We start from the raw sequence: 21,501 nt of genomic DNA on the forward strand, positions 1-21,501 counted from the left end.
TGCTTTCATGGTGCGAATACTTGTCACCGGGGGCGCCGGATACATCGGCGGCCATGTCGTTCACCTGCTCCGCGAGCGGGGCGACCACGTCGTGGTGGTCGACGACCTCAGTTCGGGGCTCAGCCAACGGCTCGAGGGTGGCGAGGCGCACAGAATCTCCCTGACCGGTCCGGATGCCGCGTCGCAGGTGGCCGCGCTGCTGGAGGCCGAGGGCATCGAGGCGGTCATGCATTTCGCCGCCCGGAAGGATGTCGCGGAGTCGGTCGCTCGCCCCGCGTGGTATTACGCAGAGAACGTGGGCGGCCTCGTCTCACTCGTGCAGGCGATGGAGTCCGCCGGCCTCGACAGATTGGTCTTCTCCTCGTCGGCCGCTGTGTACGGCCTCACCGAAGGCTCGGCCATCACCGAGAACGACTCGACCCGGCCCGTGAATCCATACGGCGAGACGAAGCTCCACGGCGAGCAACTCATCTCGGGGTGCTCGCGGTCGTTCGGCTTGCGCGCCGTGAGTCTGCGGTACTTCAACGTCGGCGGTGCGGCCAATCACGTGTTGGCTGATCGGGGGGCGAGCAACCTCATCCCGAAGGTCTTCGAGAGCATCCGCAACGGCGGCCATCCGCAGATCTTCGGCGACGACTATCCCACGCCCGACGGCACGTGCGTGCGCGACTACGTGCACGTGCTCGACCTCGCCGAAGCGCATATCGCGGCGCTCGATCACCTCGACACCATGGTGACGGGACACGACGTCTTCAATGTCGGAACCGGAGTGGGCACGAGCGTCCGCGACGTGATCCGTATCGTCGGCGAGGTCACCGGCATCGACCTCCGTCCCGAGATCCGAGCACGTCGGGTCGGTGATCCGGCCTGGGTCGTCGCCTCTCCCGACCGAATCAACGAGGTCATCGGATGGCGCGCCTCGCGTACGATCGAGAGCATCGTCGAGTCCGTGTGGCTGGCCGTACAGCCTTAGACGGGTGGGTTCACCGGCGTCGCGGCTGACTGCACCGTGACTTCTCGCGGCGCCGCCGTGCGCACAGCGAGCAGGGTGCCCGCAGCGACGACCAGTGCGAAGACCACGGTCAAACCGATCCAGGTGCCCGGTGGTTGCCACTGCGGGTCGACGAGGAATCCGACGACCGTGCCGTCGACTCCGGTCACGTACCGCCGCAGCATGCTGACGAACGTGGCGACGTGCGCAGCAGCCAAGACCCAGAGAAGCACGACGACGGGGCGGTACCAGTAGCGCGAGAACGGTTTCGGGAACCGATCATCGAGTGCCATACCGCAGGCGACGATCAGGCACAGCACCATCGCGAGCGTGTACCTGCCCTGCCAGATGTAGCCGAGCTGGGACGCGACCGCGGCCGCCGTGATGGGCGGCGTCAACACGATGACGGCCAGGAAGAGGGCCAGCATCCATCGGAAGCGGGGTCGACACCACACGATCGCCGATATCGCGATCGCCCCGATCGCGAGGGACCAGGCGGCGATCGCGAGTGAGTGAGCCGGGGTGTCGACCCAGCCGAACAAGCCGATCCATGCCTGGCCGAAGTCGAGCGTACGGGCGAACGTCGTCGCGGCGGCCTCACGGGGTGGGAGGCTGTTCGTCGCTGCCGTCGACGCCGTCGGGTTCCGGAGATACCACGCAAGTGTGAACACCGTTGCCAACGCGGCTGCCCCGACGGTGACCCAGGTCGCAGGTCGTCGGAGCAACGCGATGAGCAGTGCGCCACGCGAGACGATGAAGGCTGCCGCGACGATCACGAGCACCCACAGCAGCGCGATGTTCCGTGTGCTGAGCAGCAGCGTCGTCGCGACCACCGTCGTTGCTGCTCGCTCCCAGAGCAGCGCGCGGTTGGAGTGCGTCCTGAAGGTGACGACCAGCGTTGCGAACAATGCTCCTGCCGCGGCAACCTCGACGCCGTTCGGATTGATCGCTCCCCCCAGGAACAGCACCATCGGCGTGATGGAGACCGTTGATGCGAGGATCGCCCATCGCGACGACGGGAGGGTCCGCAATTGCATGACCATCACCGCGAGGAGTGCTGCGCACAACAGCGCGTTGACCACTCGCATGCCGTACAGCGCCACATCGCCGTTCAGGAAGAGGGACGGAAGGCCCACGATGGCGTAGTACACGGGGGAGTTCACGCCGGCCGACGTGCCGGTTTCGACGATCTCGGTCGGGTCGCCGGTGAATGTCTCCGGACAATCCGCGGATACCTCGGGTTCGAACGCGAAGCAGGCGATGAAGTGCGCATGCGCGATACCCGCAGGCACATTGGCTGCCATCAACGCGGGGGCTTCCGACCAAGGTCCGTTGGTGACCTCGCCTCGCACGACGGCCGCTGCCCTGATCGCATGCGACGGTTCGTCGGGGGCGGACATCAGTGGAGATGCGAGCGTCCAGATGAGCATGGGCAGGAGGATCGCGAGGAAGGCGACGCCGAAGGTCCGCCAACGCGTCGCCACGTGAGCCGCGGCTGTGTGTGCATCGGGATGCGGTGCGGACTGGATCATGGCTCCTCAACGGGTCGGTCGTCATCCACGCCGAGCGAGATGCCCGGAAAGTCTATCTTCGGGTCACGCTAGTTGCCGAGCGCCCGCCTCGACGACCGTCTCAGCGGAGAGGTCGGATTCGACCACCCGTTCCGTGACGATCCACCGATATACGGCCCAGCCGGCGACGATCACCGCGGCAGCGAAGCATCCGCTCAGCCCGATCCAGCCGAGCGGCGGCTGCCATGCAGGGGCGAGCAGCAGATCGCGAGGCGAGCCGGCCATGCTCACGACGTAACGGCGAAGCACCCAGACGAACGAGGTGATGTGGCCGACCGAGAGCAGGACCATCCCGATCAGCATCGTGCGGCGAAGGGCGGGTGGCGCGATCGGCGCAGCGCCCTCCTTCCCGTCGATGACCATCCCGCACGCGACAAGCAGGACGAGCAGGATGGCGAGCATGTACCTGCCCTGCCAGATGTACCCGGATGTCGCGACGAGAGCGGCTTGGATGATCGCCGGTGCGAGGACGAAGACGACGAGGAGCGAGAGCACCACGATCCGCCCGTGTCGATCCGCGTGTGCGATTGCGTACACGACCAAGGCAGCCATGGCTGCGAACCACACTACGAGGCTGTAGGACGGCGACGGGGTGTCGACCCACCCGAACCACCCGACGTAGTCGTCGGCGAAGTCGAAGGTGTCGGACAGCATCGTGACGAAGGCGAGAATCGGATTCGTCCCGGACCCGGCGAACGTCTGCCCGCCGCCCGCGACGGGAATCGTGTACCAGGCCGCGGTCGCAAACGCTGCGAGTGCCGCTGCCGCCGCGGCCACCCAGATTGCGGGGCGTCGCAGAAGCCCTCGAACGACGACCCCGTCCGCGAGAGCGAACGCGGCCCCGACGATGATCAGCACCCAGAGGGATGCGATGCTCCGCGTACTGAGCAGCAACGCTGCCGAGACGACGATCGCGAGACCCTGACCGCGGAGCGCCCATCTTCCGCTCGGGACTCGGAGAGTCGCCACGAGCGATGCGAAGAGTGCGCCCGCTGCGGCGACTTCGAGTCCGTTCGGATTCAACGACCCCGACAGGTAGAGCACCATCGGCGTGACGGCGACGTAGCCCGCGATGATCGACCAACGCGACGTGGTCAGACGCGAAAGCTGCGAGAACATCAGCGCCAGGGCGGCGGCGCAGAGGATCGAACTCAGTACCCTCATGGCGTAGAGGGCCGGCAGCCCGTCCATGAACAGGCTCGGGAGTCCGACGATCGCATAGTAGACAGGGCTGTTGACGCCGGCAGTCGTGCCCGTCGTCACCATGCGGTTCGGATCACCCTCGACCGGTGCGATGCAGGCAGCTGAGATCTCGGGACGAAACGCGTAGCACGTCATCTCGTGCGTCTGCGCGACAGACGCGGGCACCTCGGCGCTCGTCATCGACGGGTTCTCTGCCCACGCACCCGTCGAGACCTGCCCGCGTACGACCGCGGCCGCCCGGATGAAATGGGACGGCTCATCGGGAGCCGAAGCGATCGGAGACGCGAGGTTCCAAGCGGTCATCGCGACGAGAAGCGTCGCGAACGAGAGGAGGAACACCCTGACCGGTCGGCGAGGCGGGGCGGGGGCGAGAGTGGCTGGAGGGGGGCTCATCGTTCCTGTTTCGTAATTCGAGGCAGCGGTTGGCGAGCGCTGGGCGACTCACAGTGTACGGTGCGCCGAAGCCTCTGGTGCGCCCGCCTCCTGCAGCGCACCTCCTCGCCTCCTGCCGGTCCTCTGCGCCGTCGAGCTCCGTCCGCGTACGACTAAAGTTGTTGCGAGGCGAGCGCGACTTACGAGGCGTGAGCGGGATCGCCACTCTGAGATCGCACGACCATCGGGCGTGGAAGGGAAACGGATGCCTGAGAGGTCCCGCGGTACAGCGAGCGGTGCCGTCCAGATCCTCGTCGCCACTGCGATCGGCGGTGGCGCAGGTTATGTGCTCACCGCCTTCGCGGGCGCACAACTCGGGCCGGCCGGATACGCGCCGTTCGCGGTCTTCTGGTCAGCGCTCTATCTCATGATCAGCGCGGCTTCGGGCGTCCAACAGGAGGTGACCCGAGCGACGAACGCGACGGACACGGCCTCGACCAGCCCCATCGCACGGAACTTCGCAGTGGGTGCGGCCGCTGTGGTCTTCGCCGCTCTCGTTCTCTCCGCCATCCTGTGGGGACCGCTGGTCTTCGGGGCGGGCGCGTGGAGCCTCGTGTGGCCATTGGCGGTCGGCCTCGCGGCCTACGTCGTACTCGCTGTGCTCGCGGGGACCTTGTACGGATTGCGGCTGTGGCGGCCAATTGCGATCCTCGTCATCCTCGACGGTGTGCTTCGACTCGTCCTGGTCTCCGCGACGCTCCTCGTGACATCCGATATGACGGTGATCGCATGGGCGATCGCGGCGCCGTTCGTCATCGCTCCGGCAATCGTCTGGCCACTCGTGCGACGTCAGGTCGTCGGAAGGTTCCGACTCGACGTCGGATACAGGGGGCTGGTGCGCAACGTCGGCCATACGGTCATCGGGGCGGCGGCAACCGGAATCCTCATCAGCGGGTTCCCGCTGTTCCTGAGCGCAACATCGGGGGCGGACTCGTCGCAGGCCGTCGCGGCGATCGTCTTCGCGTCGAACCTGACGCGGGCTCCGATCGTCGTCGTCGTACTCGCCTTGCAGAGCTACCTCATCGTACGATTCCGGGCGAGTCCCGAGACGGCTGGACGTCAGTTGTCCGTGATCATCGGCATCGTCGCTGTGGGAGCGGGTGTGCTGGCCCTGGCAGCATGGCTCTTCGGCGAATGGGCCCTCACGACGTTCTTCGATGCCGGCTTCGTACTCCCACCAGCCGTCCTGGCGTCGCTCGTGGCCTCAGCGGCGGCGGTCGCGTCGCTCTGCGCGACGGGGCCGTTCGTTCTCGCCGCCGGGCACCATCTCCTGTTCACCGCTGGTTGGGTGACAGCGGCTCTCGTCACGGTCGGGCTACTGCTCGTCCCGCTCGATGTGACCGAGCGATCACTGCTCGCGTTGTGGATCGGACCGTTGAGCGGACTTGCCGTGCATCTGGGCGGTTACCTGCTGGTCCGTCGCGGCGCCGCCGGTCGGTGAGCCGGAGCGAGCCCGCCCTGCTCGCTTCATCGAGTGGGCGGGCCGCCGTCCGTCACTTGGAACCGTCGTCGACGGACTCGAGCCGCGAGACGCGGAGCTCCGTGAGCGCCGACTCCTCGGCGAGGATCCGAACCTTGTCTTCGAGCCGCGTGAGCTCTGCAGAGTGCTGAACGCACACCAGGAAGAGCACGACCAGGCTCACGAAGAACACGAGATTGGTGGGAATCTCGACGCCGACCATCCGGGATGCCCACTCGAGCACACTGGGGAAGATGCCGATGATGAGCGCGAGTGTGCCGGCGATCAACCACCACACTGCGTGACGCTCTCGGAGGCGCCGTCGTCGGAGCATCTCGATGACGACCCCGAGGGTGAGGAGGGCGGCGAGGATTCCGAGAATATAGCTGGCGACACTCACGTGAGGATGGCCCTCTCTGTCAGCTCGGCTTTCGGCCGAATGAGCGCGACGAGCAGGGCCATGCCGGCTCGGCCGAGGTATGCCGTCGCCTTGATCGGATTGTGCGACGGAACGCCGCCCGCGCGTGCGCGCATTGCGACGGGTACCTGTCGTACTGTGCAGCCGGCGCGGAGCGCGATCACGAGCGATTCGATCGTGTCGCCGAGGTACTCCGCCGGATAATGCCGCGCGAACAGGTCGATGGCCCGCGGGCCCGACGCTCTGAACCCGGAGGTCGTATCGGTCAGTCGGGTACCCGCGAGTCGGCTGATCGTCGAGGCCAGGACGTTCATCGCCCAGCGGCGGGGCCCACGTGCCGCGTAGTCGCCTTCTCCGGCGAATCGTGCCCCGAGCGCGACGTCTGCGCCTGTCTGGAGCTCGGCGAGCAGTGCCGGAACACCGGCAGGGTCATGCTGGCCATCGGAGTCCACTTGGACGACATAACTGAACTTGTTCGCGAGCGCGTACTTGAAGCCGACTCGCATGGCGCCGCCGACGCCGAGATTGAACGGGAGGCTGATGACGATCGCCCCCGCCGAGGCCGCGACCTGCGCTGTGGCATCCGCCGAGCCGTCGTCGACGACCACGACGGTGACGCCGGGGAGTTTCGCGAAGACCTCTGCGACGACCTGCCCGACCGCTTCCTCCTCGTTCAACGCGGGCATCACGATCAACGTCTGCTCGAGCGCGCTGGCGGGCGTGATCATCACTTGTTGCGCAGGGTGTCGTGATGCGCCTGGTACCACTCGTAGGTCCGCTCGAGCCCGTCGCGAAGCGTCGTCTGTGCAGACCAGCCGAGCTCGTTGATGCGGCCGACGTCGAGGAGCTTCCGAGGAGTACCGTCGGGCTTCGAGGTGTCTTGGGAAAGGCTGCCCGTGTACCCGACCGTCTCGGCGACGCGCTCGGCGATCTCACGAATGGTCGCATCCTTCCCGACGCCGACGTTGATGGTCTCGGGGGAGTCGTAGTTCTCGAGGAGGAACAGCGACGCTTGCGCGAGATCTTCGACATACAGGAACTCGCGCAGCGGCGTTCCCGTGCCCCAGATGACGACGTCATCTGCGCCGGTCGACTTCGCCTCGTGCAGTCGACGCATGAGAGCCGGGAGCACGTGCGAGTTCTCGGGGTGGAAGTTGTCGCCCGGGCCGTAGAGGTTCGTGGGCATGGCCGAGATCCATCGCCGCCCGAACTGACGCCGAACCGCCTGCACCTGCATGATGCCTGCGATCTTCGCGATCGCATACGCGTCGTTCGTCGGCTCCAACTCGCCGGTGAGCAGCGAGCTCTCTTTGATCGGCTGTTCGGCGAACTTCGGGTAGATGCACGAAGAACCCAGAAAGAGCAGCCTGTCGACGTCGGCAGCGTTGGCCGCATCCATGAGATTCACCTGAATCTGCAGGTTGTCGCTGAGGAACGAGGCTGGGTAGGTATTGTTCGCTTGGATGCCGCCGACTCGTGCGGCCGCATCGATGACGACGTCGGGCTCGATGTTCGAGACATAGTCGAACACCGCGTCGCGGTCACGGAGGTCGACCTCCGCAGATGTCGCGCCGAACAGGTTGGTGAAGCCTTCGGCCTCGAACAGGCGCCAGATGGCAGATCCGACCATGCCTCGATGGCCGGCGATGTAGACGCGCGCGTCTCTGTCCAATGGTTGGTTGGAATTCATTCTCGTTATACTCGCTTGAGCTCGTGGTTCTTCGGACTCAACTCATCGTCCGCCATGAGAATCCGCGCGGGGCGGGCATTCTCTCGTCCCTGCATGGTAACAACTGCCACCCGGTCGAAAGTACGTGTTCATGCCTCAACCCGACGTGCTCGTCATCCTTCCCACACTTGGCGACCGCATCGAGATGCTGTCCCTCACGCTCGCGACGATCGAGCAGCAGCGCGAGACGGTCGCGCTGACGCTCGTCGTCATCCTGCCCGACGAGGCCGTCGAGGCGCGGCGCATGGCTGAGGAGGCCGGCGCCGTCGTCGTAGCCGATCCGAAGACCGGGATCTCGAATGCCATCAACCGCGGCCTCGCCGAGCGCACCGTGGAGCGCTTCTACGCATGGATCGGCGACGACGACCTGTTCCGACCAGGGGGCCTCGCGAGGCTCAAGGCCCTGCTCGACCAGGCGCCCGACGCGGTGCTGGCGTATGGCGGCTGCGACTACATCGACCCCAACGGCACCACGATCGCGACGAGCAACGCCGGGAAGCTCGCCCAGTTCCTGTTGCCCTGGGGGCCGGACCTGATCCCTCACCCCGGAACCATGATCCGGCTCGACGCCCTCGTCGACATCGACGGCTTCGATCCGTCGCTCAAGTACGCGATGGATCTCGACGCCTTCCTGAAGCTCCGCGACTACGGCTCGTTCGTCTTCACGCGGCAGTCCGTCTCCGCCTTCCGCTGGCACCCTGATTCATTGACCGTCGCGGGTCGAAAGAATTCCAGCAGCGAGTCGGAAGCAGTCAAGCGCCGGCATCTTCCGGCTTGGCTCCGGCCGCTGAGCCCGATCTGGAATATGCCGATCCGGTGGGCGTCCGCCTTCGCGGCACGACGTGTGAGCAATCGCGCGCGTCAGCTGCTCGCCGACGCCGCGGTCGCACAAGTCGGCTGAACGACCGTTCCGCGGCCCTGCGCTAAGCTGATCGCGCTCTTGCCAGCCGGGCCGACCCGTGCCGACCAACCTCGTGGAGAAGTAAACACATGACCGAAACGCAGCCCAAGCGTGCCCTTGTCACCGGCATCACGGGACAGGACGGCAGCTACCTCGCAGAGCTCCTGCTCGCGAAGGGCTACGAGGTGCACGGTCTGATCCGACGTTCGTCGACCATCAACACGAGTCGCATCGATCACATCTACCAGGACCCGCACGAGTCCGGCGCTCGGCTCTTCCTCCACTACGGCGACCTCACCGACGGATCCCGGCTCGTCACGCTGCTCGACCAGATCCGACCCGACGAGGTGTACAACCTCGCGGCCCAGTCTCATGTTCGCGTCAGTTTCGACGAGCCCGAGTACACCGGCGACGCAACTGGACTCGGCTCGACGCGACTGCTCGAGGCGATTCGGATGACCGGATTGCACTGCCGCTTCTACCAGGCGAGCAGCTCCGAGATGTTCGGCGCGACGCCGCCGCCCCAAGACGAGGACACGCCCTTCTACCCGCGCTCGCCGTACGGTGTCGCCAAGGTCTACTCGTATTGGATCACGCGCAACTATCGCGAGGCCTATGGGATGTTCGCGGTCAATGGCATTCTGTTCAACCACGAATCGCCACGACGTGGTGACACGTTCGTCACACGCAAGATCACCCGTGCGGTCGCTCGGATCGCGGCCGGGACCCAGACAGAGCTCTACATGGGCAACCTCGATTCCGTGCGCGACTGGGGCTATGCACCGGAGTACGTCGAGGCGATGTGGCGAATGCTGCAGCACGACGAGCCGACCGACTACGTGGTCGCGACCGGCACGAACTACACGGTGCGCGACTTCCTCCAACTCTCGTTCGAGCACGTCGGCCTCGACTGGGAGAAGTACGTGCGCTTCGATGAGCGCTACCTGCGTCCGACTGAAGTCGACGCCCTCGTCGGCAGCGCAGAGAAGGCCAAGAACCTCCTCGGCTGGGTTCCGAAGACCTTGACCCCCGAACTCGCGCGCATCATGGTCGATGCCGACGTCGCGGCACTCGACGCGAGCGGCACCCATTGGATCGATCGCGTACAGTTCGCGTGATGCGCGGGGGGCCGGAGAACCCACGACTCGAGATCGCCCTCTCGATGCTGACGGTCGTGCCCGGCGGTATGGGCGGCAGTGAGACGTACGCGCGGGCTCTGACGCGTCAACTCGCCGCGACAGACGAGGTTTCGGCGACCGCCTTCATTCCAGAAGCGGCTCAGGGACTCGGCGGCGGACTACCCGAGCGTGTCGTGACCGGTCTCCAAGGCGGCGGGTCGAGCGCCGATCGGTTGCGCACCGTGGTGACGTTGACGCGTCGCACGGGGGAACTCCGCCGGATGATGTCGGACGCCGACGTGGTGCACTACCCGTTCACCGTCCCGGCGCCGAGACCGGCTCGCACACAGGCATCCGTGCAGTCTCTGCTCGATGTGCAGCACCTCGAGCTTCCCCAGATGTTCAGCAAGGCAGAGCTGGGGTACCGCCGGATGGCGTACGAAGGGTTCGCCAAGCGAGCAGACGCCGTCATCACGATCAGCCACTTCGCGAAGCTGCGGATGGTCGAACTCCTCGGGGTCGACGCCGAGCGCATCCACGTCGCCCACCTCGGCGTCGACACCACACGGTTCACACCGAACCTCGGAGCACGCGAGGACTTCGTCCTCTATCCTGCACGGGGATGGGCGCACAAGAACCACGCTCGCCTGATCGACGCGATGCGCATCGTGCGAAGAGATCATCCCGAAATGCGACTCGTTCTCACGGGCGGTGCACTCGATACCCTCGGCGAACTCCCTGCCTGGGTCGACCGACGCGGCCTCGTCTCCGACGAGGAACTCAGGGACCTGTACCGGCGAGCGAGAGCGCTCGCGTTCCCGAGTCTCTACGAGGGCTTCGGCCTTCCGCCGCTCGAGGCGATGGCATCCGGATGCCCCGTGGCGGTCTCCAACGCTGGTTCCCTGCCCGAGGTGGTCGGAGACGCCGCGATCCTCTTCGAGCCGCGATCGCCGGAGTCGATCGCGGCCGGCATCGAGGAGGCATTCGCGCAGGCGCCGCGCCTCGCCCCACTGGGCGTCGACCAGGCCCGGTCGTTCACCTGGGAGAAGTGCCGCGACGTGCACCTGACCGCCTACGCGGACGCAGCACGGAGGAAGGCATGAGGGCCGTGAACTCCGAGCGCGTGCTCGTGACCGGCGCGAACGGCCAGGACGGAACCTACCTCGTTCGCCGCCTGATCGATGAGGGTCACGAAGTGCACGGCATGTGCCACTCATGGTCGGGCGCCGATCGGTTGTCGGCCGAGTTCCCGACGGTGACGCCACATGTGTGCGATCTGGGTGACGGGGCGGGGCTCGTACGGACGATCGACGAGATCGTCCCGACGCACATCTACAACCTTGCTGGCAACACCTCCGTCGCGCATTCGTGGGAGTATCCCGCCGAGTCAGCGGACGTGCTCGGCGTTGGGCCGATCCGTATTCTCGATGCGGCATGGAAGCTCGAGGAACGTTCTGGTGTCGCCGTACGATTCCTGCAGGCCTCGAGCGCGGAGATATTCGGAGACGCGTCGACCGTGCCGCAGAACGAGTCCACCCCGCGAAAGCCGGTGACGCCCTACGGGGCGGCGAAGTCGTTCTCGCACGAGATGACCGGGGTGTACCGGCAACGAGGCATGTTCGCAAGCACCGCCATCTTGTACAACCACGAGTCGCCTCTGCGGCCGCAATCGTTCGTCGCGCGCAAGATATCGCACGAAGTCGCCCGAATCGCACTCGGTCTGTCGGACCGTCTCGCGTTGGGCAATATCGACGTGCATCGCGACTGGGGCTTCGCCCCAGACTACGTCGATGCCATGGTTCGCATCGCGCGTGCGCCGTCGGCCGATGACTACATCGTGGCGACCGGGAGTTCGCACAGCGTGCGCGATTTCGTCGACACCGCCTTCCGTCATGTCGGCATCGAAGACTGGCACGAGTTCGTCTTCATCGATCCGGCGTTCTACCGCCCTGCAGATCCGAAGGAACTCGTCGGTGATCCGACTCGTCTGCGTGCTCTCGGATGGAAGCCGAGCGTCGATTTCACACAACTCGTGGGTCTCATGGTCGACCATGACCTCGAGCTCCTTCGCGCGGACTCCTGATGCGTACGTCATCGGTGCAACCGTCGGTGGTGTTCTCGTGAACGCGGCCGCGGCCGCGGCGACAGCACGCGTCTCGGTCGCCTTGTGCACCCACAACGGCGCGCGCTTCATCGCGGAGCAGGTGCAGAGCATCCTCGCGCAAACCGCGGGCGTCGCAGAGATCGTGGTGTCCGATGACGCCTCGACCGACGGCACCGTCGAGATCGTGGAGCGGACGGTTTCCGATTGGATGGCGGCCGGGAGCGGCCCGCGACCCGACCTCCGGATCATGAGAAATGCGGCACCGCTCGGTGTCACTGCGAATTTCGAGCAGGCGATCGCCGCATGCGCCGGTGAGCTCATCGCACTGTGCGATCAGGATGACATCTGGCATCCATCACGCATCGAGCGGTATGTCACCGAGTTCGCGCGACGACCGGCGCTCCAGCTCCTGCACGGCGACGCACGATTGATCGATGAGCGCGGCACGCCGACCGGCGAGACCCTGTTCGAGGCGTTGGGGGTCGGCGAGAGCGAGATCGAGCGAGTGCACGACGGCGACGCGTTCTCGTTGCTGATGCGTCGCAACATCGTCACCGGCGCCACCGCGATGCTCCGCGCGTCGCTCGCGCGGCGGGCCATGCCCTTCCCATCCGCCTGGGTGCACGACGAGTGGCTGGCTGTGGTCGCTGCCGCCTCCGACGGGATCGACCTCGTCGAGGAGCAACTCACGGACTATCGGCAGCACGGAGGTAATCAGATCGGCGCGTCGTCGTTGTCGGCAGCGGGGAAGCTGAAGCGCTTGCGCGAGCCCCGCCGTGAGCGAAACGCGCGATTGCTCCTGCGTGCCACGCAGCTCGCGTCGTGGGCGTCGTCGTTTCGCCCCGCGCTGACTGCAGTCAGAGTCGCTCACGTCGAGGCGAAACTTGCTCACGAGCGCGCGCGTGCGTCTCTTCCGAGTTCGCGGTTGCAGCGCGTGCCCGCCGTTTGGCGAGAGTGGCGTTCGGGCAGGTACGACACGTGCGGTCTCGGCTTGCAGGACGTCCTTCGAGACCTGGTGCAACCGGTCTGAGGCTCGACGCGTGAGCCATGGCTTGACCTGCGAGTGAGCTGGTTCGGCGCCGAACCCGTCAAGGCAGGGGATGCCGTAGTTCGCTCTTTCGCAAGAGCGCCACCACGTTTGATGACGAAAGCACGACCCGCACGTTCGGGAAGTACAAGACCTTCGCGGCGGCGGCCACTCCCTTGACGAGTACACCTGCTGTGTAAGCGTGCAGTCCGTGAATGAGCGAGGTACGGAAGGCGCGGCGTTTCGTGGCGCGCATTCTGAGGATCTCGAGGTTCGCCTCCCGTGCGTAGTACTCCATTTTCAGCGCACCGATGGCATTCACGTGTGTCGCATCCCCGTACTGGAACGGGTTGCCCAGCCAGCTGTCGGCATTCGGATAGCGCAGCAGAATGCTGCCGTCGTCGCGAAGCTTGTCCCCGATGGTCTTCAGGAATTCGATGCTCTGGTCGGCCGGGATGTGCTCGAAGACATCGAGGGCGACGATGAGATCGAATTCGCCGTCGGGCAGGTGCTGGAGCTCATCGGCCGGGTACGCGTCGAAACCGGCAGCACGCGCGATCTCGATGAGTTCGGGGAGCAGTTCGGTGCCGGTGACGTTCCAGCCCCGCGAACGGCAGTAGCTCAGGAAGACTCCATTGCCGTACCCGATCTCGAGCACCCGCTCGATCGGCCTCCGGCGCGCGGTCTCACGAGTCTCGCGCGAGAAGTAGTCGGCGTCGCCGCGTGCCATCCGTCCGAAATCGGCGGCACCCCATCCCTTCCACTCGGTATATCCGGATGCGGATGTCGTCTGGTCGTCCAGGCTCATGGCACCTCCTCGTTGCTCTGGTCGATCGTCGCACATCATCGCCGGTGCGCGCAGCCTGGGAATCTCAGCAGCCGGCAGCGTCGCTTGCCGTCACTCCACCGGCACCGGCGGACGCCCGGCCGCCAGCGCATCCCGCCAGCTCATGTCCCGCGCAGCTTTCACCGCACACACCACGAGCAGCATCCAGCCTCCCTCGACGAGGGCGAAGCTCTCGGCGAAGGAGGTGACCGCGATCGCCACGAGCATGAGCGCCGGCCACACGTAGACGACGCTCCGGCGGGTCGATGCGAGCAGCCATGCCCGCACGAGCGCGACGCCGAGGAGCGCGATGAAGAGCAGCGCCCCGATGACTCCGACTTGGAAGTACACATCGATGTAGGCATTCAGCGCCGACGATTGCGGTCGCCCGGTGGCCTGTTCGATCCACGTGTAGGGAGGCGAGTCCGGCCATGAACCGACCCAGCCCCAGCCCTGCAGAGGGTTGAGGTTCAGGTAGCGGGAGAGCTCCCGCCAAACATCGAGACGCACGTCGAACTCGCCGCGCGCGTCGAGCAACTCGATGATGCGGATGCGGAAGATCCACGCGGTCACGAGGGCCACCACGCCGCTGATGAGCAGGGTGATCTGCCACCGCCACCTCGTCGGCGCCGAGGCGCGTCGCAGCCCGTAGAGGGCGGCGAGGGCCAGCAGAGCCGCACCGAGCGCGAACCAGGTCGTCGGGGAACCCGAGAAGACGAGGCACACGCCCGAGAGCGAGAGCGAGGCGATCGCACGGCCGCGCTGCACGATCTTCGTGCGCCACTCCACGACGAAGGTGAGCAACGCGATGAGCGCGACGAAACCGAGCAGATTGCGCGACCCGAAGATCCCCTGGATCGGACCGAAAGACGCGATATCGCCCTGGATGCCGAGCACCTTGATCGGCAGGTCGAGGATGATGCCCGACATCACCTCGAGGGCGAGCGACACACCGAGCAGCACGCGCATGACATCGCCGAACGCGCGCACGATCTGGATCGTGTCGCGCATGAGCGCGATGTGGACACCGACGAACGCGAAGGCGATGAGGTAGGCGACGCGGGCGATCGAGTCGAGCGCGGGCAGATTGCTCCAGATCACGGATGCCGCGCACCAGCCGATGAAGACGAGGATCGTGAGCGGGAGGATGCCGTACCACTCGACCGCCCGCCAGCGCGCGACGAGCGACGCGGCGCAGAGGACCAGGAGGCCTGCGATCGCGGTCAGGAGCCCGGGGGTGCCGATGAGGCTGCGCACCGCGTGCGTCGAGAAGGCGAGGCCGACTGCGAGCAGAGTCAGGGCCTGCGCGAAACGCGCCGAGCCCGTGAACTCGCGCACGGCGACAGCAGCTCGGGCAACTCGAGGGTCGGGAGTCATCGTCACAGCCCGCTGAGCTTGTCGAAGCGGGGGCGCCCTTCGACGGGCTCAGGGAACGGGAGTGGCAGCGGCTCTGCCGGGAGCGGCTCATGTTCCCACTGCCGCCGTTTGGTCGACCAGGCGATCGCGATGAGCAGCACCCACCCGCTCTCGATGAGAATTCGACTCTCTGCGAGGCTCTGGCCGAGGAGGGCGACCAGCACGAGCAGCGGCACGAGGGCGGCGGCCGAATGGGGGAGCAGTCGCCCCGCGGCATCCATCGGTCGATCGACGGCGAGGAACCATGAACGCCACAGTGCGCCGATGACGATGGATGCGAATGTGAGCAGGCCGATGATGCCGAGCTGCATCCACACGTCGAGCCACGCGTTGTGCGCCTGCAGGTAGGTGACGCCGTTGCGTACGGCGAGACCGTCGAAAGGCTCGACCCACGGCACCCAGTAGCCGACCCACCCCCAGCCGAACCACGGGCGCTCGCTCGCGAGGCCGATGACCGCGTTCCAGATGTCGAACCTGCCGGTGAGGTCTTCACTCTTTCCGAAGAACTCGAGCAGTCGGCCCCAGAACACGACGAGCAGACCTACGGATGCCGCGAGCGCGCCGCCGGCCGCCCAGTAGACGCCGGCCCGGCGATCGGGGCCGGCTCGCCGGGCCCACAGGGCGAACCCGAGTGCGACGGCGACGAGCACGCCGACGAGCAGTACTGTCGCCGAGCGGGTGAGGAGCATCACTGCACCGGCGACGACGAGCCAACCCGTACCGGATGCACGCCGAACGCTGCCGGCGGCGAGCATCGCGCCGAAGACGATGAGTCCGAGAAGGGCGACCATGCCGAGTAGGTTTCGGTTCGCAACGATGCCCTCGATCGGGCCGCCCGCGAAGAGCAGGCCGCGCGACCAGTAGTACGCCATCGGAATCTTGTCACCGGCCTCGGCGGTGAAGTCGGGGAAGTTCGGCAGCAGCGGCCTGCCGACGAAGATCGCGACCCAGAGCTCGAATGCGAGAGAGAGGCCGAGCACCCACTTGATCGCACCGCCGAGGCTTCGCACGAACTGCGTCCAGTTCAGGCACAGCACGAGTGCGACGGCGGTGAGGGTCGTTGCGAGGGTGATGCCCACCCCGAGCGCCGACGCGCCGGGGTAGAAGGACCAGGCGATCGACAGGGTTGCCAGCAGCACGAACACGAGCGTCGACTTCGGCACCCGGCGCCAGGTCCACGCAGGGCGCACCTGCACGATGAGCGCGACCGCGCCGATGAGTACGAGGGCAGCCACGACGCCGAAGCCCCACCACCCGAGGAGGTTCCGCCAGAACTGGCCGGCGAGCAACGTGAACAGCGCGAATGTCGCGAACGCACCGATCCAGCGTCGTCGGGCGGTGATCATGGGGTACAGGCTATCGCGCGGCGCGTTGCGATCGGATGACGCTCGCTGTGACTGTCGAACTCGCTGTGACTGCCGAATTCCCTGAGCTCGCTGAGCTTGTCGAAGCGGAGTTTGTCAAGCGCGCTGAGCTCCCTTCGACAACGCTCAGGGAGCGGAGGCCACCCTGTCAGACGAACGCGGCCTTGCCGGTGATCTTGCGCCCGACGATGAGAGTGTTCATCTCGCGCGTGCCCTCGTAGGAGTAGAGCGCCTCGGCGTCGGCGAAGAATCGGGCGACGTCGTATTCGAGGGTGATGCCGTTGCCGCCGACCACCTCACGCGCCCAAGCGACGGTCTCGCGCATGCGCGCCGTCGTATACGCCTTCGCGAGTGCCGAGTGCTCGTCGCGCTGCTCGCCGCGGTCGAGCATCTCGGAGACCCGCACGACCATGCCGAGCGAGGCGGTGATGTTGCCGAGGCATTTGACGAGCAGGTCTTGGATCAGCTGATGGGAGCCGATGGTCTTGCCGAACTGCACGCGCTCGCCGGCGTACTTCACGGCGGCTTCGTAGGCGCCGACGGCTGTGCCGACCGCGGCCCATGCGACCTCGGCACGGGTGAGGCGCAAGACGCTCGCGGTGTCGCGGAACGAGTGCGCGTTCGCCAGACGGAGCGACTCGGGCACGACGACGTTCTCGAGCGTGATGTCGGCGTTCTGCACGGCGCGGAGGCTGATCTTGCCCTCGATCTTGGTAGCGGTGTACCCGGGTGTCGAGGTCGGCACGATGAAGCCCTTGACCTGGTCGTCGGCGACGTCTTTCGCCCAGATGATCGTGATGTCCGAGAAGGTGGCGTTGCCGATCCAGCGCTTGGAGCCGTTGAGCACCCAGGTGTCGCCCTCGCGCCGCGCGGTCGTGCGCAGGCCCTGCGCAGAGTCGGAACCCGAGAGCGGCTCGGTGAGGCCGAAGGCGCCGATGATCTCGCCGCTCGCGAGCTTCGGAATCCACTCGTCGCGCTGCTCCTTCGAGCCGCACACGCTGATCGTGCCGGTGGCGAGACCGTTCTGCACCCCGACGAAGGTCGCGACCGACGGGTCGACGCGGGCGAGTTCGAGGGCCACGAAGCCGCGGAAGACGGCCGAGTTCTCGAACGGCTTCGTCTCCTCCCAGTTGTAGGAGAGCGTGCCGAGGTCGGCGAGCGGCTTCACGATCTGCATCGGGAACTCGGCGCGCTCCCAGTAGCCGCCGATGATCGGCTTCACGTCGGCTTCGAGCCAGGCGCGCAGGTCGGCGAGCGCCTCCTTCTCCCGGTCGCTGAGGAGGGACTCGTAGGCGTAGAAATCGCTCGCGAGAGGCTCGAAGGTCATGACAGCTCCAATATGTCGTCGGGTGCTTCGAGCCTATGCCGCGACCCCGCTACGGCCTGCCGCGTTGGTAGTTTTGACCCAAACGACCGAGAGGAACTCCCGAGCATGTTTGTGGCGATCGGCAACACCCCCCGTGACTACGCCTGGGGCTCCACGACGGCGATCGCGGGTTTCCGCGGCACGGAGGCGTCGGGCGGCCCTGAAGCGGAGCTCTGGCTCGGGGCGCACCCGGGCTCGCCGGCTCGGGTGCTCGATGCGGCATCCGTCGGTCAGGACGACCTGGCCGCATGGATCGCCGCCGATCCTGAGACGGCCCTCGGTGCGAGGTTCGCGAAGCAGGGTGCGCGGCTGCCGTTTCTCTTGAAGCTCCTCGCCGCGGCCGGGCCGCTGTCGTTGCAGGCTCACCCGACGCCGGAGCAGGCTCGTGCGGGCTTCGCGCTCGAAGAGGCCGACGGTGTGCCGATCACGGCCTACGACCGCAACTACAAAGACGAGTTCCACAAGCCCGAGCTCATCGTCGCGGTGAGTGACACCTTCGACGCCCTCTCGGGGTTCCGCCCGCTCGATGAGGTGCGCGGCGTGCTCGAGGTGCTCCGAGCAGCGGATGCCGCGACGCCCGCGCCGGAACCGGGCGCGCTCGACCTGCTCGCCGCACACCTGTCGGGTGCGCACCCGCTGCGCGACACGGTCGAGTGGTTGCTGCGCGACGGGCGCGGCGGCGACACGGGAGAGGCCTCGTGGGTGATCGAACGGGTCACGGCGCTCGCCGCATCGGAACTCGCACTCACTTCGCCGTATGCGCTCTCGTTCGAGACGGTTGCGGCACTCGCCGAGGCCTACCCTGGCGACCCTGGTGTCGTCATCTCACTGCTGCTGAACCGCGTGCGGCTCGTGCGCGGCGAGGCGCTCTACCTGGCGGCGGGCAACATCCACGCCTACCTCGACGGCCTCGGCATCGAGCTCATGGCGGCGAGTGACAATGTGCTGCGCGGCGGTCTCACGCCGAAGCACATCGATGTCACCGAGCTGATCGAGGTGCTGGACTTCACGCCCATCGCGCCCCCGCTGCTCGAACCCGTCGAGGTCTCACCCGGGGTTTCCGTATTTCGCCCCGATGTGCCCGATTTCGTGCTCTACCGGGTCGAGCCGGGCGCGGATGCCGCGCGCGTCACGATCGACGGCCCGGCGATCGCCCTCGTCGAAGGTGAGGGCGTCACGCTGCGCGGCGCGACGGGTGCCGCGGCGCGACTCGCTCGCGGCGAATCGGTCTACATCACCCCCGACGAGGGCGTGCTCGAGGTCACCGGCCATGGCATCGCCTGGATCGCGACGACAGGGTCCCCGGCGGCCTGACGTCAGGAGGCGACGCGCACGCCGAAGAGGCGGCGGTACGCCGTCGGCGTCGTCTGCAGTACCTTCACGAAGTGGTGGCGCATGACGGCGGCGGCGCCGAAGCCGGTGTCACGCGCGATCTCCTCCAGGGTGAACGACGTCTCTTCGAGCAGCTGCTGGGCGCGCAGCAGTCGCTGACGATTGAGCCACGCGTTGGGCGTGGTGCCGGTCTCGGCCCGGAACCGGCGCGCGAAGGTGCGCGGCGACATCAGGGCCTTGCGGGCCAGCAGGTCGACGGTCAGATCCTCGTCGAGGTGCTCGACCATCCACTCGGTGATCTTGGCGAACGAGTCGCTGCGGCACTCGGCAACCGGAGTCTGGATGAACTGCGACTGCCCCCCGTCGCGTTGCGGCGGCACCACCATGCGCCGGGCGATCATGTTGGCTGCGCTCGCGCCGAGCTCGGTACGCACGATATGCAGGGCGGCGTCGATTCCAGCTGCAGTGCCGGCACCGGTGACGACCTTGTCGTCTTGCACGAAGAGCACATCGGCGTCGACCTCGGTGCGGGGGAACATCGCGGCCATCCGGTCGGTGTACATCCAGTGGGTGGTGGCACGGCGGCCGTCGAGCACACCGGCGCGGCCGAGGGTGAAGGCGCCCGAGCAGACGGAGAGCACCCAGGCGCCGCGCTCGACGGCGTCGCGCAGCAACTCGGAGATGCGTTCGTCGACCGGAGCATCGATGAGCGCGGCCGGAATGGCGATGAGGTCGGCGTTGCGGGCGAACTCGAGGCCCTCGTGCACGACGACGTCGAAACCGAGCTTCGTCGGGATGGGGCCGGGGTCTGCGGCCACGACGTGGAAGTCGAACGTCGGACCATCGGTGTCGCTGCGATCGATGCCGAACACCTCGCAGATCACGCCGAACTCGAACGGGGCCATCTGCGGGATGGCGATGCAGGCGATGGTCTGAAGCAACGGATGCCTCCGGGTTGGCAGAAATCGAACGTTTGATGGCTATTCTGCCACTGTCGGCAGGATCTAACAAGTCATAGATTTACTGCCATGACCACGATCATCCTCCTCGTCCTTGCGGGACTCGCCATCTGGGGTGTCCTCGCCACCGTGCTCCGCCTCGACACCGATGGCTACGGTCGCCCCGAGATCCGCGACCGCGCCCGTCACATCGAACACCAGCCGACACGCCAAGCCTGACCCGCCGGATACGATCATTCCGGCGCGGAGGTTCCGTCGCCGGAAGGCGGGAACATGAGCTGGCTGGTCACCGGGGGCGCGGGATACATCGGAGCGCACGTCGTGCGCGCATTCGAGGCCCAGGGCATCGGAGCCGTCGTGCTCGACGACCTGTCGACCGGAAAGCATGAGTTCATCCCCGCCGAAACGCCCTTCGTGCACGGCAGCATCCTCGACGGAAGTGCAGTGGAACGTGCGATCGACCGCTACGACGTGCAGGGGGTCGTGCATCTCGCCGGCTTCAAGTACGCCGGGGTCTCGGTCGACCGCCCGCTGCACACCTACCAGCAGAACGTCACCGGCACCGCGACCCTGCTCGCCGCGATGGAGGCGAAAGGCGTCGACCGCATCGTCTTCTCCTCGAGCGCTGCCGTATACGGAACACCCGACGTCGACCTCGTGACCGAGTCGACCCCGAAGCAGCCGCAGTCGCCATACGGCGAATCGAAGCTCATCGGCGAATGGCTGCTCGCCGACCAGGCGAGAGCGCGCGGACTCGCGCACACGAGCCTGCGCTACTTCAATGTCGTCGGCTCGGGTACGCCCGATGTCTTCGACGTGAGCCCCCACAATCTCTTCCCGCTCGTCTTCGATGCCCTCCTCGACGGCCGCACCCCCCGCATCAACGGAGATGACTATCCGACTCCAGACGGCACGTGCGTGCGCGACTACATCCACGTCGCCGATCTCGCGGAAGCCCATGTCGTCGCTGCGCGCCGCCTCGACGGCGGTGAGCCCCTCGAGACCGTCTACAACCTCGGGTCGGGTGACGGCGTCTCGGTGGGCGAGATCATGCGGGCGGTCGCCGAGGTCACCGGCATCGGCTTCACGCCCGAGGTCGCGCCACGTCGCGCGGGTGACCCTGCCCGTATCGTCGCGTCGGGTGAACTCGCCGCTCGCGACCTCGATTGGCGCATGCGCCACACGCTCGCCGAGATGGTCGAGAGTGCGTGGCAGGCCCGCCGCGCGGCATCCGATTCATAACGTATGACCAACACCCGGCGTGTCGAGATCGTGATGAAGCCTC

At 66.6% G+C, this 21,501-nt stretch carries 20 protein-coding genes; 10 read left to right on the forward strand and 10 right to left on the reverse strand.

Features of this window, described 5'->3' with window-relative positions; all coding sequences use genetic code 11:
• Positions 1-7: 7 nt before the first annotated feature.
• Complete coding sequence (gene galE, locus AC1C2T_RS10085) at positions 8-973, forward strand: UDP-glucose 4-epimerase GalE (RefSeq protein ID WP_495385177.1); 966 nt, start codon at positions 8-10, stop codon at positions 971-973.
• Here the strand turns inward: galE (AC1C2T_RS10085) and AC1C2T_RS10090 are convergent.
• A complete protein-coding gene (locus AC1C2T_RS10090; protein WP_495385178.1) occupies positions 970-2,523 on the reverse strand; it encodes a DUF2142 domain-containing protein in 1,554 nt (517 codons plus the stop codon). The genes galE (AC1C2T_RS10085) and AC1C2T_RS10090 overlap by 4 nt on opposite strands.
• Before the next feature lie 63 nt (positions 2,524-2,586).
• Positions 2,587-4,158 carry a DUF2142 domain-containing protein gene (locus AC1C2T_RS10095; RefSeq protein WP_495385179.1) on the reverse strand — a complete coding sequence of 524 codons (1,572 nt, stop codon included), beginning with the start codon at positions 4,156-4,158 and terminating at the stop codon, positions 2,587-2,589.
• 244 nt (positions 4,159-4,402) lie between these two features.
• Between AC1C2T_RS10095 and AC1C2T_RS10100 the strand changes: the two genes are divergently transcribed.
• The gene (locus AC1C2T_RS10100; RefSeq protein ID WP_495362419.1) at positions 4,403-5,638 is read left to right on the forward strand and encodes a hypothetical protein; all 1,236 of its coding nucleotides are present in this window, start codon (positions 4,403-4,405) and stop codon (positions 5,636-5,638) included.
• Positions 5,639-5,690: 52 nt separating this feature from the next.
• Here AC1C2T_RS10100 and AC1C2T_RS10105 read toward each other — a convergent pair whose 3' ends face one another.
• The 3 genes from AC1C2T_RS10105 to AC1C2T_RS10115 are packed head-to-tail and all read right to left on the reverse strand — an operon-like array spanning position 5,691 to position 7,764.
• On the reverse strand, positions 5,691-6,056 hold the full coding sequence (locus tag AC1C2T_RS10105; RefSeq protein WP_495385180.1) for a DUF2304 domain-containing protein: 366 nt from the start codon (positions 6,054-6,056) through the stop codon (positions 5,691-5,693).
• Entirely contained in the window at positions 6,053-6,802 is a 750-nt protein-coding gene (locus AC1C2T_RS10110) for a glycosyltransferase family 2 protein (RefSeq protein WP_495362421.1), read from the reverse strand. Before AC1C2T_RS10110 ends, AC1C2T_RS10105 begins: the two co-directional genes overlap by 4 nt.
• Positions 6,802-7,764, reverse strand: coding sequence for a GDP-L-fucose synthase family protein (locus tag AC1C2T_RS10115; RefSeq protein WP_495385181.1), 963 nt, complete (start codon positions 7,762-7,764; stop codon positions 6,802-6,804). The genes AC1C2T_RS10110 and AC1C2T_RS10115 overlap by 1 nt, the downstream gene beginning before the upstream one ends.
• Before the next feature lie 130 nt (positions 7,765-7,894).
• Here AC1C2T_RS10115 and AC1C2T_RS10120 point away from each other — a divergent pair, with 130 nt between their 5' ends.
• The 5 genes from AC1C2T_RS10120 to AC1C2T_RS10140 all read left to right on the forward strand — a co-directional run bounded on the left by AC1C2T_RS10120 (position 7,895) and on the right by AC1C2T_RS10140 (position 12,956).
• Entirely contained in the window at positions 7,895-8,704 is an 810-nt protein-coding gene (locus tag AC1C2T_RS10120) for a glycosyltransferase family protein (RefSeq protein WP_495385182.1), read from the forward strand.
• 89 nt (positions 8,705-8,793) lie between these two features.
• Positions 8,794-9,822: a GDP-mannose 4,6-dehydratase gene (gmd, locus tag AC1C2T_RS10125; protein ID WP_495385183.1), complete on the forward strand. Its 1,029-nt coding sequence runs from the start codon at positions 8,794-8,796 to the stop codon at positions 9,820-9,822.
• Positions 9,822-10,925: a glycosyltransferase family 4 protein gene (locus AC1C2T_RS10130; protein ID WP_495385184.1), complete on the forward strand. Its 1,104-nt coding sequence runs from the start codon at positions 9,822-9,824 to the stop codon at positions 10,923-10,925. Before gmd ends, AC1C2T_RS10130 begins: the two co-directional genes overlap by 1 nt.
• Complete coding sequence (locus AC1C2T_RS10135) at positions 10,922-11,905, forward strand: GDP-mannose 4,6-dehydratase (protein WP_495385185.1); 984 nt, start codon at positions 10,922-10,924, stop codon at positions 11,903-11,905. The genes AC1C2T_RS10130 and AC1C2T_RS10135 overlap by 4 nt, the downstream gene beginning before the upstream one ends.
• On the forward strand, positions 11,874-12,956 hold the full coding sequence (locus AC1C2T_RS10140) for a glycosyltransferase family 2 protein (RefSeq protein ID WP_495385186.1): 1,083 nt from the start codon (positions 11,874-11,876) through the stop codon (positions 12,954-12,956). Before AC1C2T_RS10135 ends, AC1C2T_RS10140 begins: the two co-directional genes overlap by 32 nt.
• Before the next feature lie 58 nt (positions 12,957-13,014).
• On the opposite strand, the gene AC1C2T_RS10145 is transcribed toward AC1C2T_RS10140, so the two are convergent.
• The 4 genes from AC1C2T_RS10145 to AC1C2T_RS10160 form a co-directional block, all read right to left on the reverse strand.
• Positions 13,015-13,761, reverse strand: a complete 747-nt coding sequence (locus tag AC1C2T_RS10145; protein WP_495362428.1) for a class I SAM-dependent methyltransferase — start codon at positions 13,759-13,761, stop codon at positions 13,015-13,017.
• Between the two features lie 90 nt (positions 13,762-13,851).
• A complete protein-coding gene (locus tag AC1C2T_RS10150) occupies positions 13,852-15,156 on the reverse strand; it encodes an O-antigen ligase family protein (protein ID WP_495385187.1) in 1,305 nt (434 codons plus the stop codon).
• Positions 15,157-15,158: 2 nt separating this feature from the next.
• The gene (locus tag AC1C2T_RS10155; RefSeq protein ID WP_495385188.1) at positions 15,159-16,541 is read right to left on the reverse strand and encodes an O-antigen ligase family protein; all 1,383 of its coding nucleotides are present in this window, start codon (positions 16,539-16,541) and stop codon (positions 15,159-15,161) included.
• A 166-nt stretch (positions 16,542-16,707) separates the two neighbouring features.
• The gene (locus AC1C2T_RS10160) at positions 16,708-17,886 is read right to left on the reverse strand and encodes an acyl-CoA dehydrogenase family protein (protein ID WP_495385189.1); all 1,179 of its coding nucleotides are present in this window, start codon (positions 17,884-17,886) and stop codon (positions 16,708-16,710) included.
• A gap of 105 nt (positions 17,887-17,991) precedes the next feature.
• On the opposite strand from AC1C2T_RS10160, the gene manA reads away from it, so the two are divergent.
• Positions 17,992-19,239 (forward strand): mannose-6-phosphate isomerase, class I, encoded by a 1,248-nt coding sequence (manA, locus tag AC1C2T_RS10165; RefSeq protein WP_495385190.1) that lies wholly within the window; start codon positions 17,992-17,994, stop codon positions 19,237-19,239.
• Between the two features lie 2 nt (positions 19,240-19,241).
• On the opposite strand, the gene AC1C2T_RS10170 is transcribed toward manA, so the two are convergent.
• Positions 19,242-20,198 carry a GlxA family transcriptional regulator gene (locus AC1C2T_RS10170; RefSeq protein WP_495362433.1) on the reverse strand — a complete coding sequence of 319 codons (957 nt, stop codon included), beginning with the start codon at positions 20,196-20,198 and terminating at the stop codon, positions 19,242-19,244.
• Between the two features lie 87 nt (positions 20,199-20,285).
• On the opposite strand from AC1C2T_RS10170, the gene AC1C2T_RS10175 reads away from it, so the two are divergent.
• The gene (locus AC1C2T_RS10175; protein ID WP_495362434.1) at positions 20,286-20,435 is read left to right on the forward strand and encodes a hypothetical protein; all 150 of its coding nucleotides are present in this window, start codon (positions 20,286-20,288) and stop codon (positions 20,433-20,435) included.
• A 54-nt stretch (positions 20,436-20,489) separates the two neighbouring features.
• A complete protein-coding gene (gene galE / locus AC1C2T_RS10180; RefSeq protein WP_495385191.1) occupies positions 20,490-21,458 on the forward strand; it encodes a UDP-glucose 4-epimerase GalE in 969 nt (322 codons plus the stop codon).
• Positions 21,459-21,501: the final 43 nt, after the last annotated feature.

It is taken from the genome of Agromyces sp. Y558 (genome assembly GCF_059445415.1).

Coding starts and splice junctions, on each gene's coding strand:
- galE (WP_495385177.1), top strand. CDS start 8: ATGGTGCGAATACTTGTCACCGGGGGCGCCGGATACATCGGCGGCCAT.
- AC1C2T_RS10090 (WP_495385178.1), bottom strand. CDS start 2,523: ATGATCCAGTCCGCACCGCATCCCGATGCACACACAGCCGCGGCTCAC.
- AC1C2T_RS10095 (WP_495385179.1), bottom strand. CDS start 4,158: ATGAGCCCCCCTCCAGCCACTCTCGCCCCCGCCCCGCCTCGCCGACCG.
- AC1C2T_RS10100 (WP_495362419.1), top strand. CDS start 4,403: ATGCCTGAGAGGTCCCGCGGTACAGCGAGCGGTGCCGTCCAGATCCTC.
- AC1C2T_RS10110 (WP_495362421.1), bottom strand. CDS start 6,802: ATGATCACGCCCGCCAGCGCGCTCGAGCAGACGTTGATCGTGATGCCC.
- AC1C2T_RS10115 (WP_495385181.1), bottom strand. CDS start 7,764: ATGAATTCCAACCAACCATTGGACAGAGACGCGCGCGTCTACATCGCC.
- AC1C2T_RS10120 (WP_495385182.1), top strand. CDS start 7,895: ATGCCTCAACCCGACGTGCTCGTCATCCTTCCCACACTTGGCGACCGC.
- gmd (WP_495385183.1), top strand. CDS start 8,794: ATGACCGAAACGCAGCCCAAGCGTGCCCTTGTCACCGGCATCACGGGA.
- AC1C2T_RS10130 (WP_495385184.1), top strand. CDS start 9,822: ATGCGCGGGGGGCCGGAGAACCCACGACTCGAGATCGCCCTCTCGATG.
- AC1C2T_RS10135 (WP_495385185.1), top strand. CDS start 10,922: ATGAGGGCCGTGAACTCCGAGCGCGTGCTCGTGACCGGCGCGAACGGC.
- AC1C2T_RS10140 (WP_495385186.1), top strand. CDS start 11,874: ATGACCTCGAGCTCCTTCGCGCGGACTCCTGATGCGTACGTCATCGGT.
- AC1C2T_RS10145 (WP_495362428.1), bottom strand. CDS start 13,761: ATGAGCCTGGACGACCAGACGACATCCGCATCCGGATATACCGAGTGG.
- AC1C2T_RS10150 (WP_495385187.1), bottom strand. CDS start 15,156: ATGACTCCCGACCCTCGAGTTGCCCGAGCTGCTGTCGCCGTGCGCGAG.
- AC1C2T_RS10155 (WP_495385188.1), bottom strand. CDS start 16,541: ATGATCACCGCCCGACGACGCTGGATCGGTGCGTTCGCGACATTCGCG.
- AC1C2T_RS10160 (WP_495385189.1), bottom strand. CDS start 17,886: ATGACCTTCGAGCCTCTCGCGAGCGATTTCTACGCCTACGAGTCCCTC.
- manA (WP_495385190.1), top strand. CDS start 17,992: ATGTTTGTGGCGATCGGCAACACCCCCCGTGACTACGCCTGGGGCTCC.
- AC1C2T_RS10175 (WP_495362434.1), top strand. CDS start 20,286: ATGACCACGATCATCCTCCTCGTCCTTGCGGGACTCGCCATCTGGGGT.
- galE (WP_495385191.1), top strand. CDS start 20,490: ATGAGCTGGCTGGTCACCGGGGGCGCGGGATACATCGGAGCGCACGTC.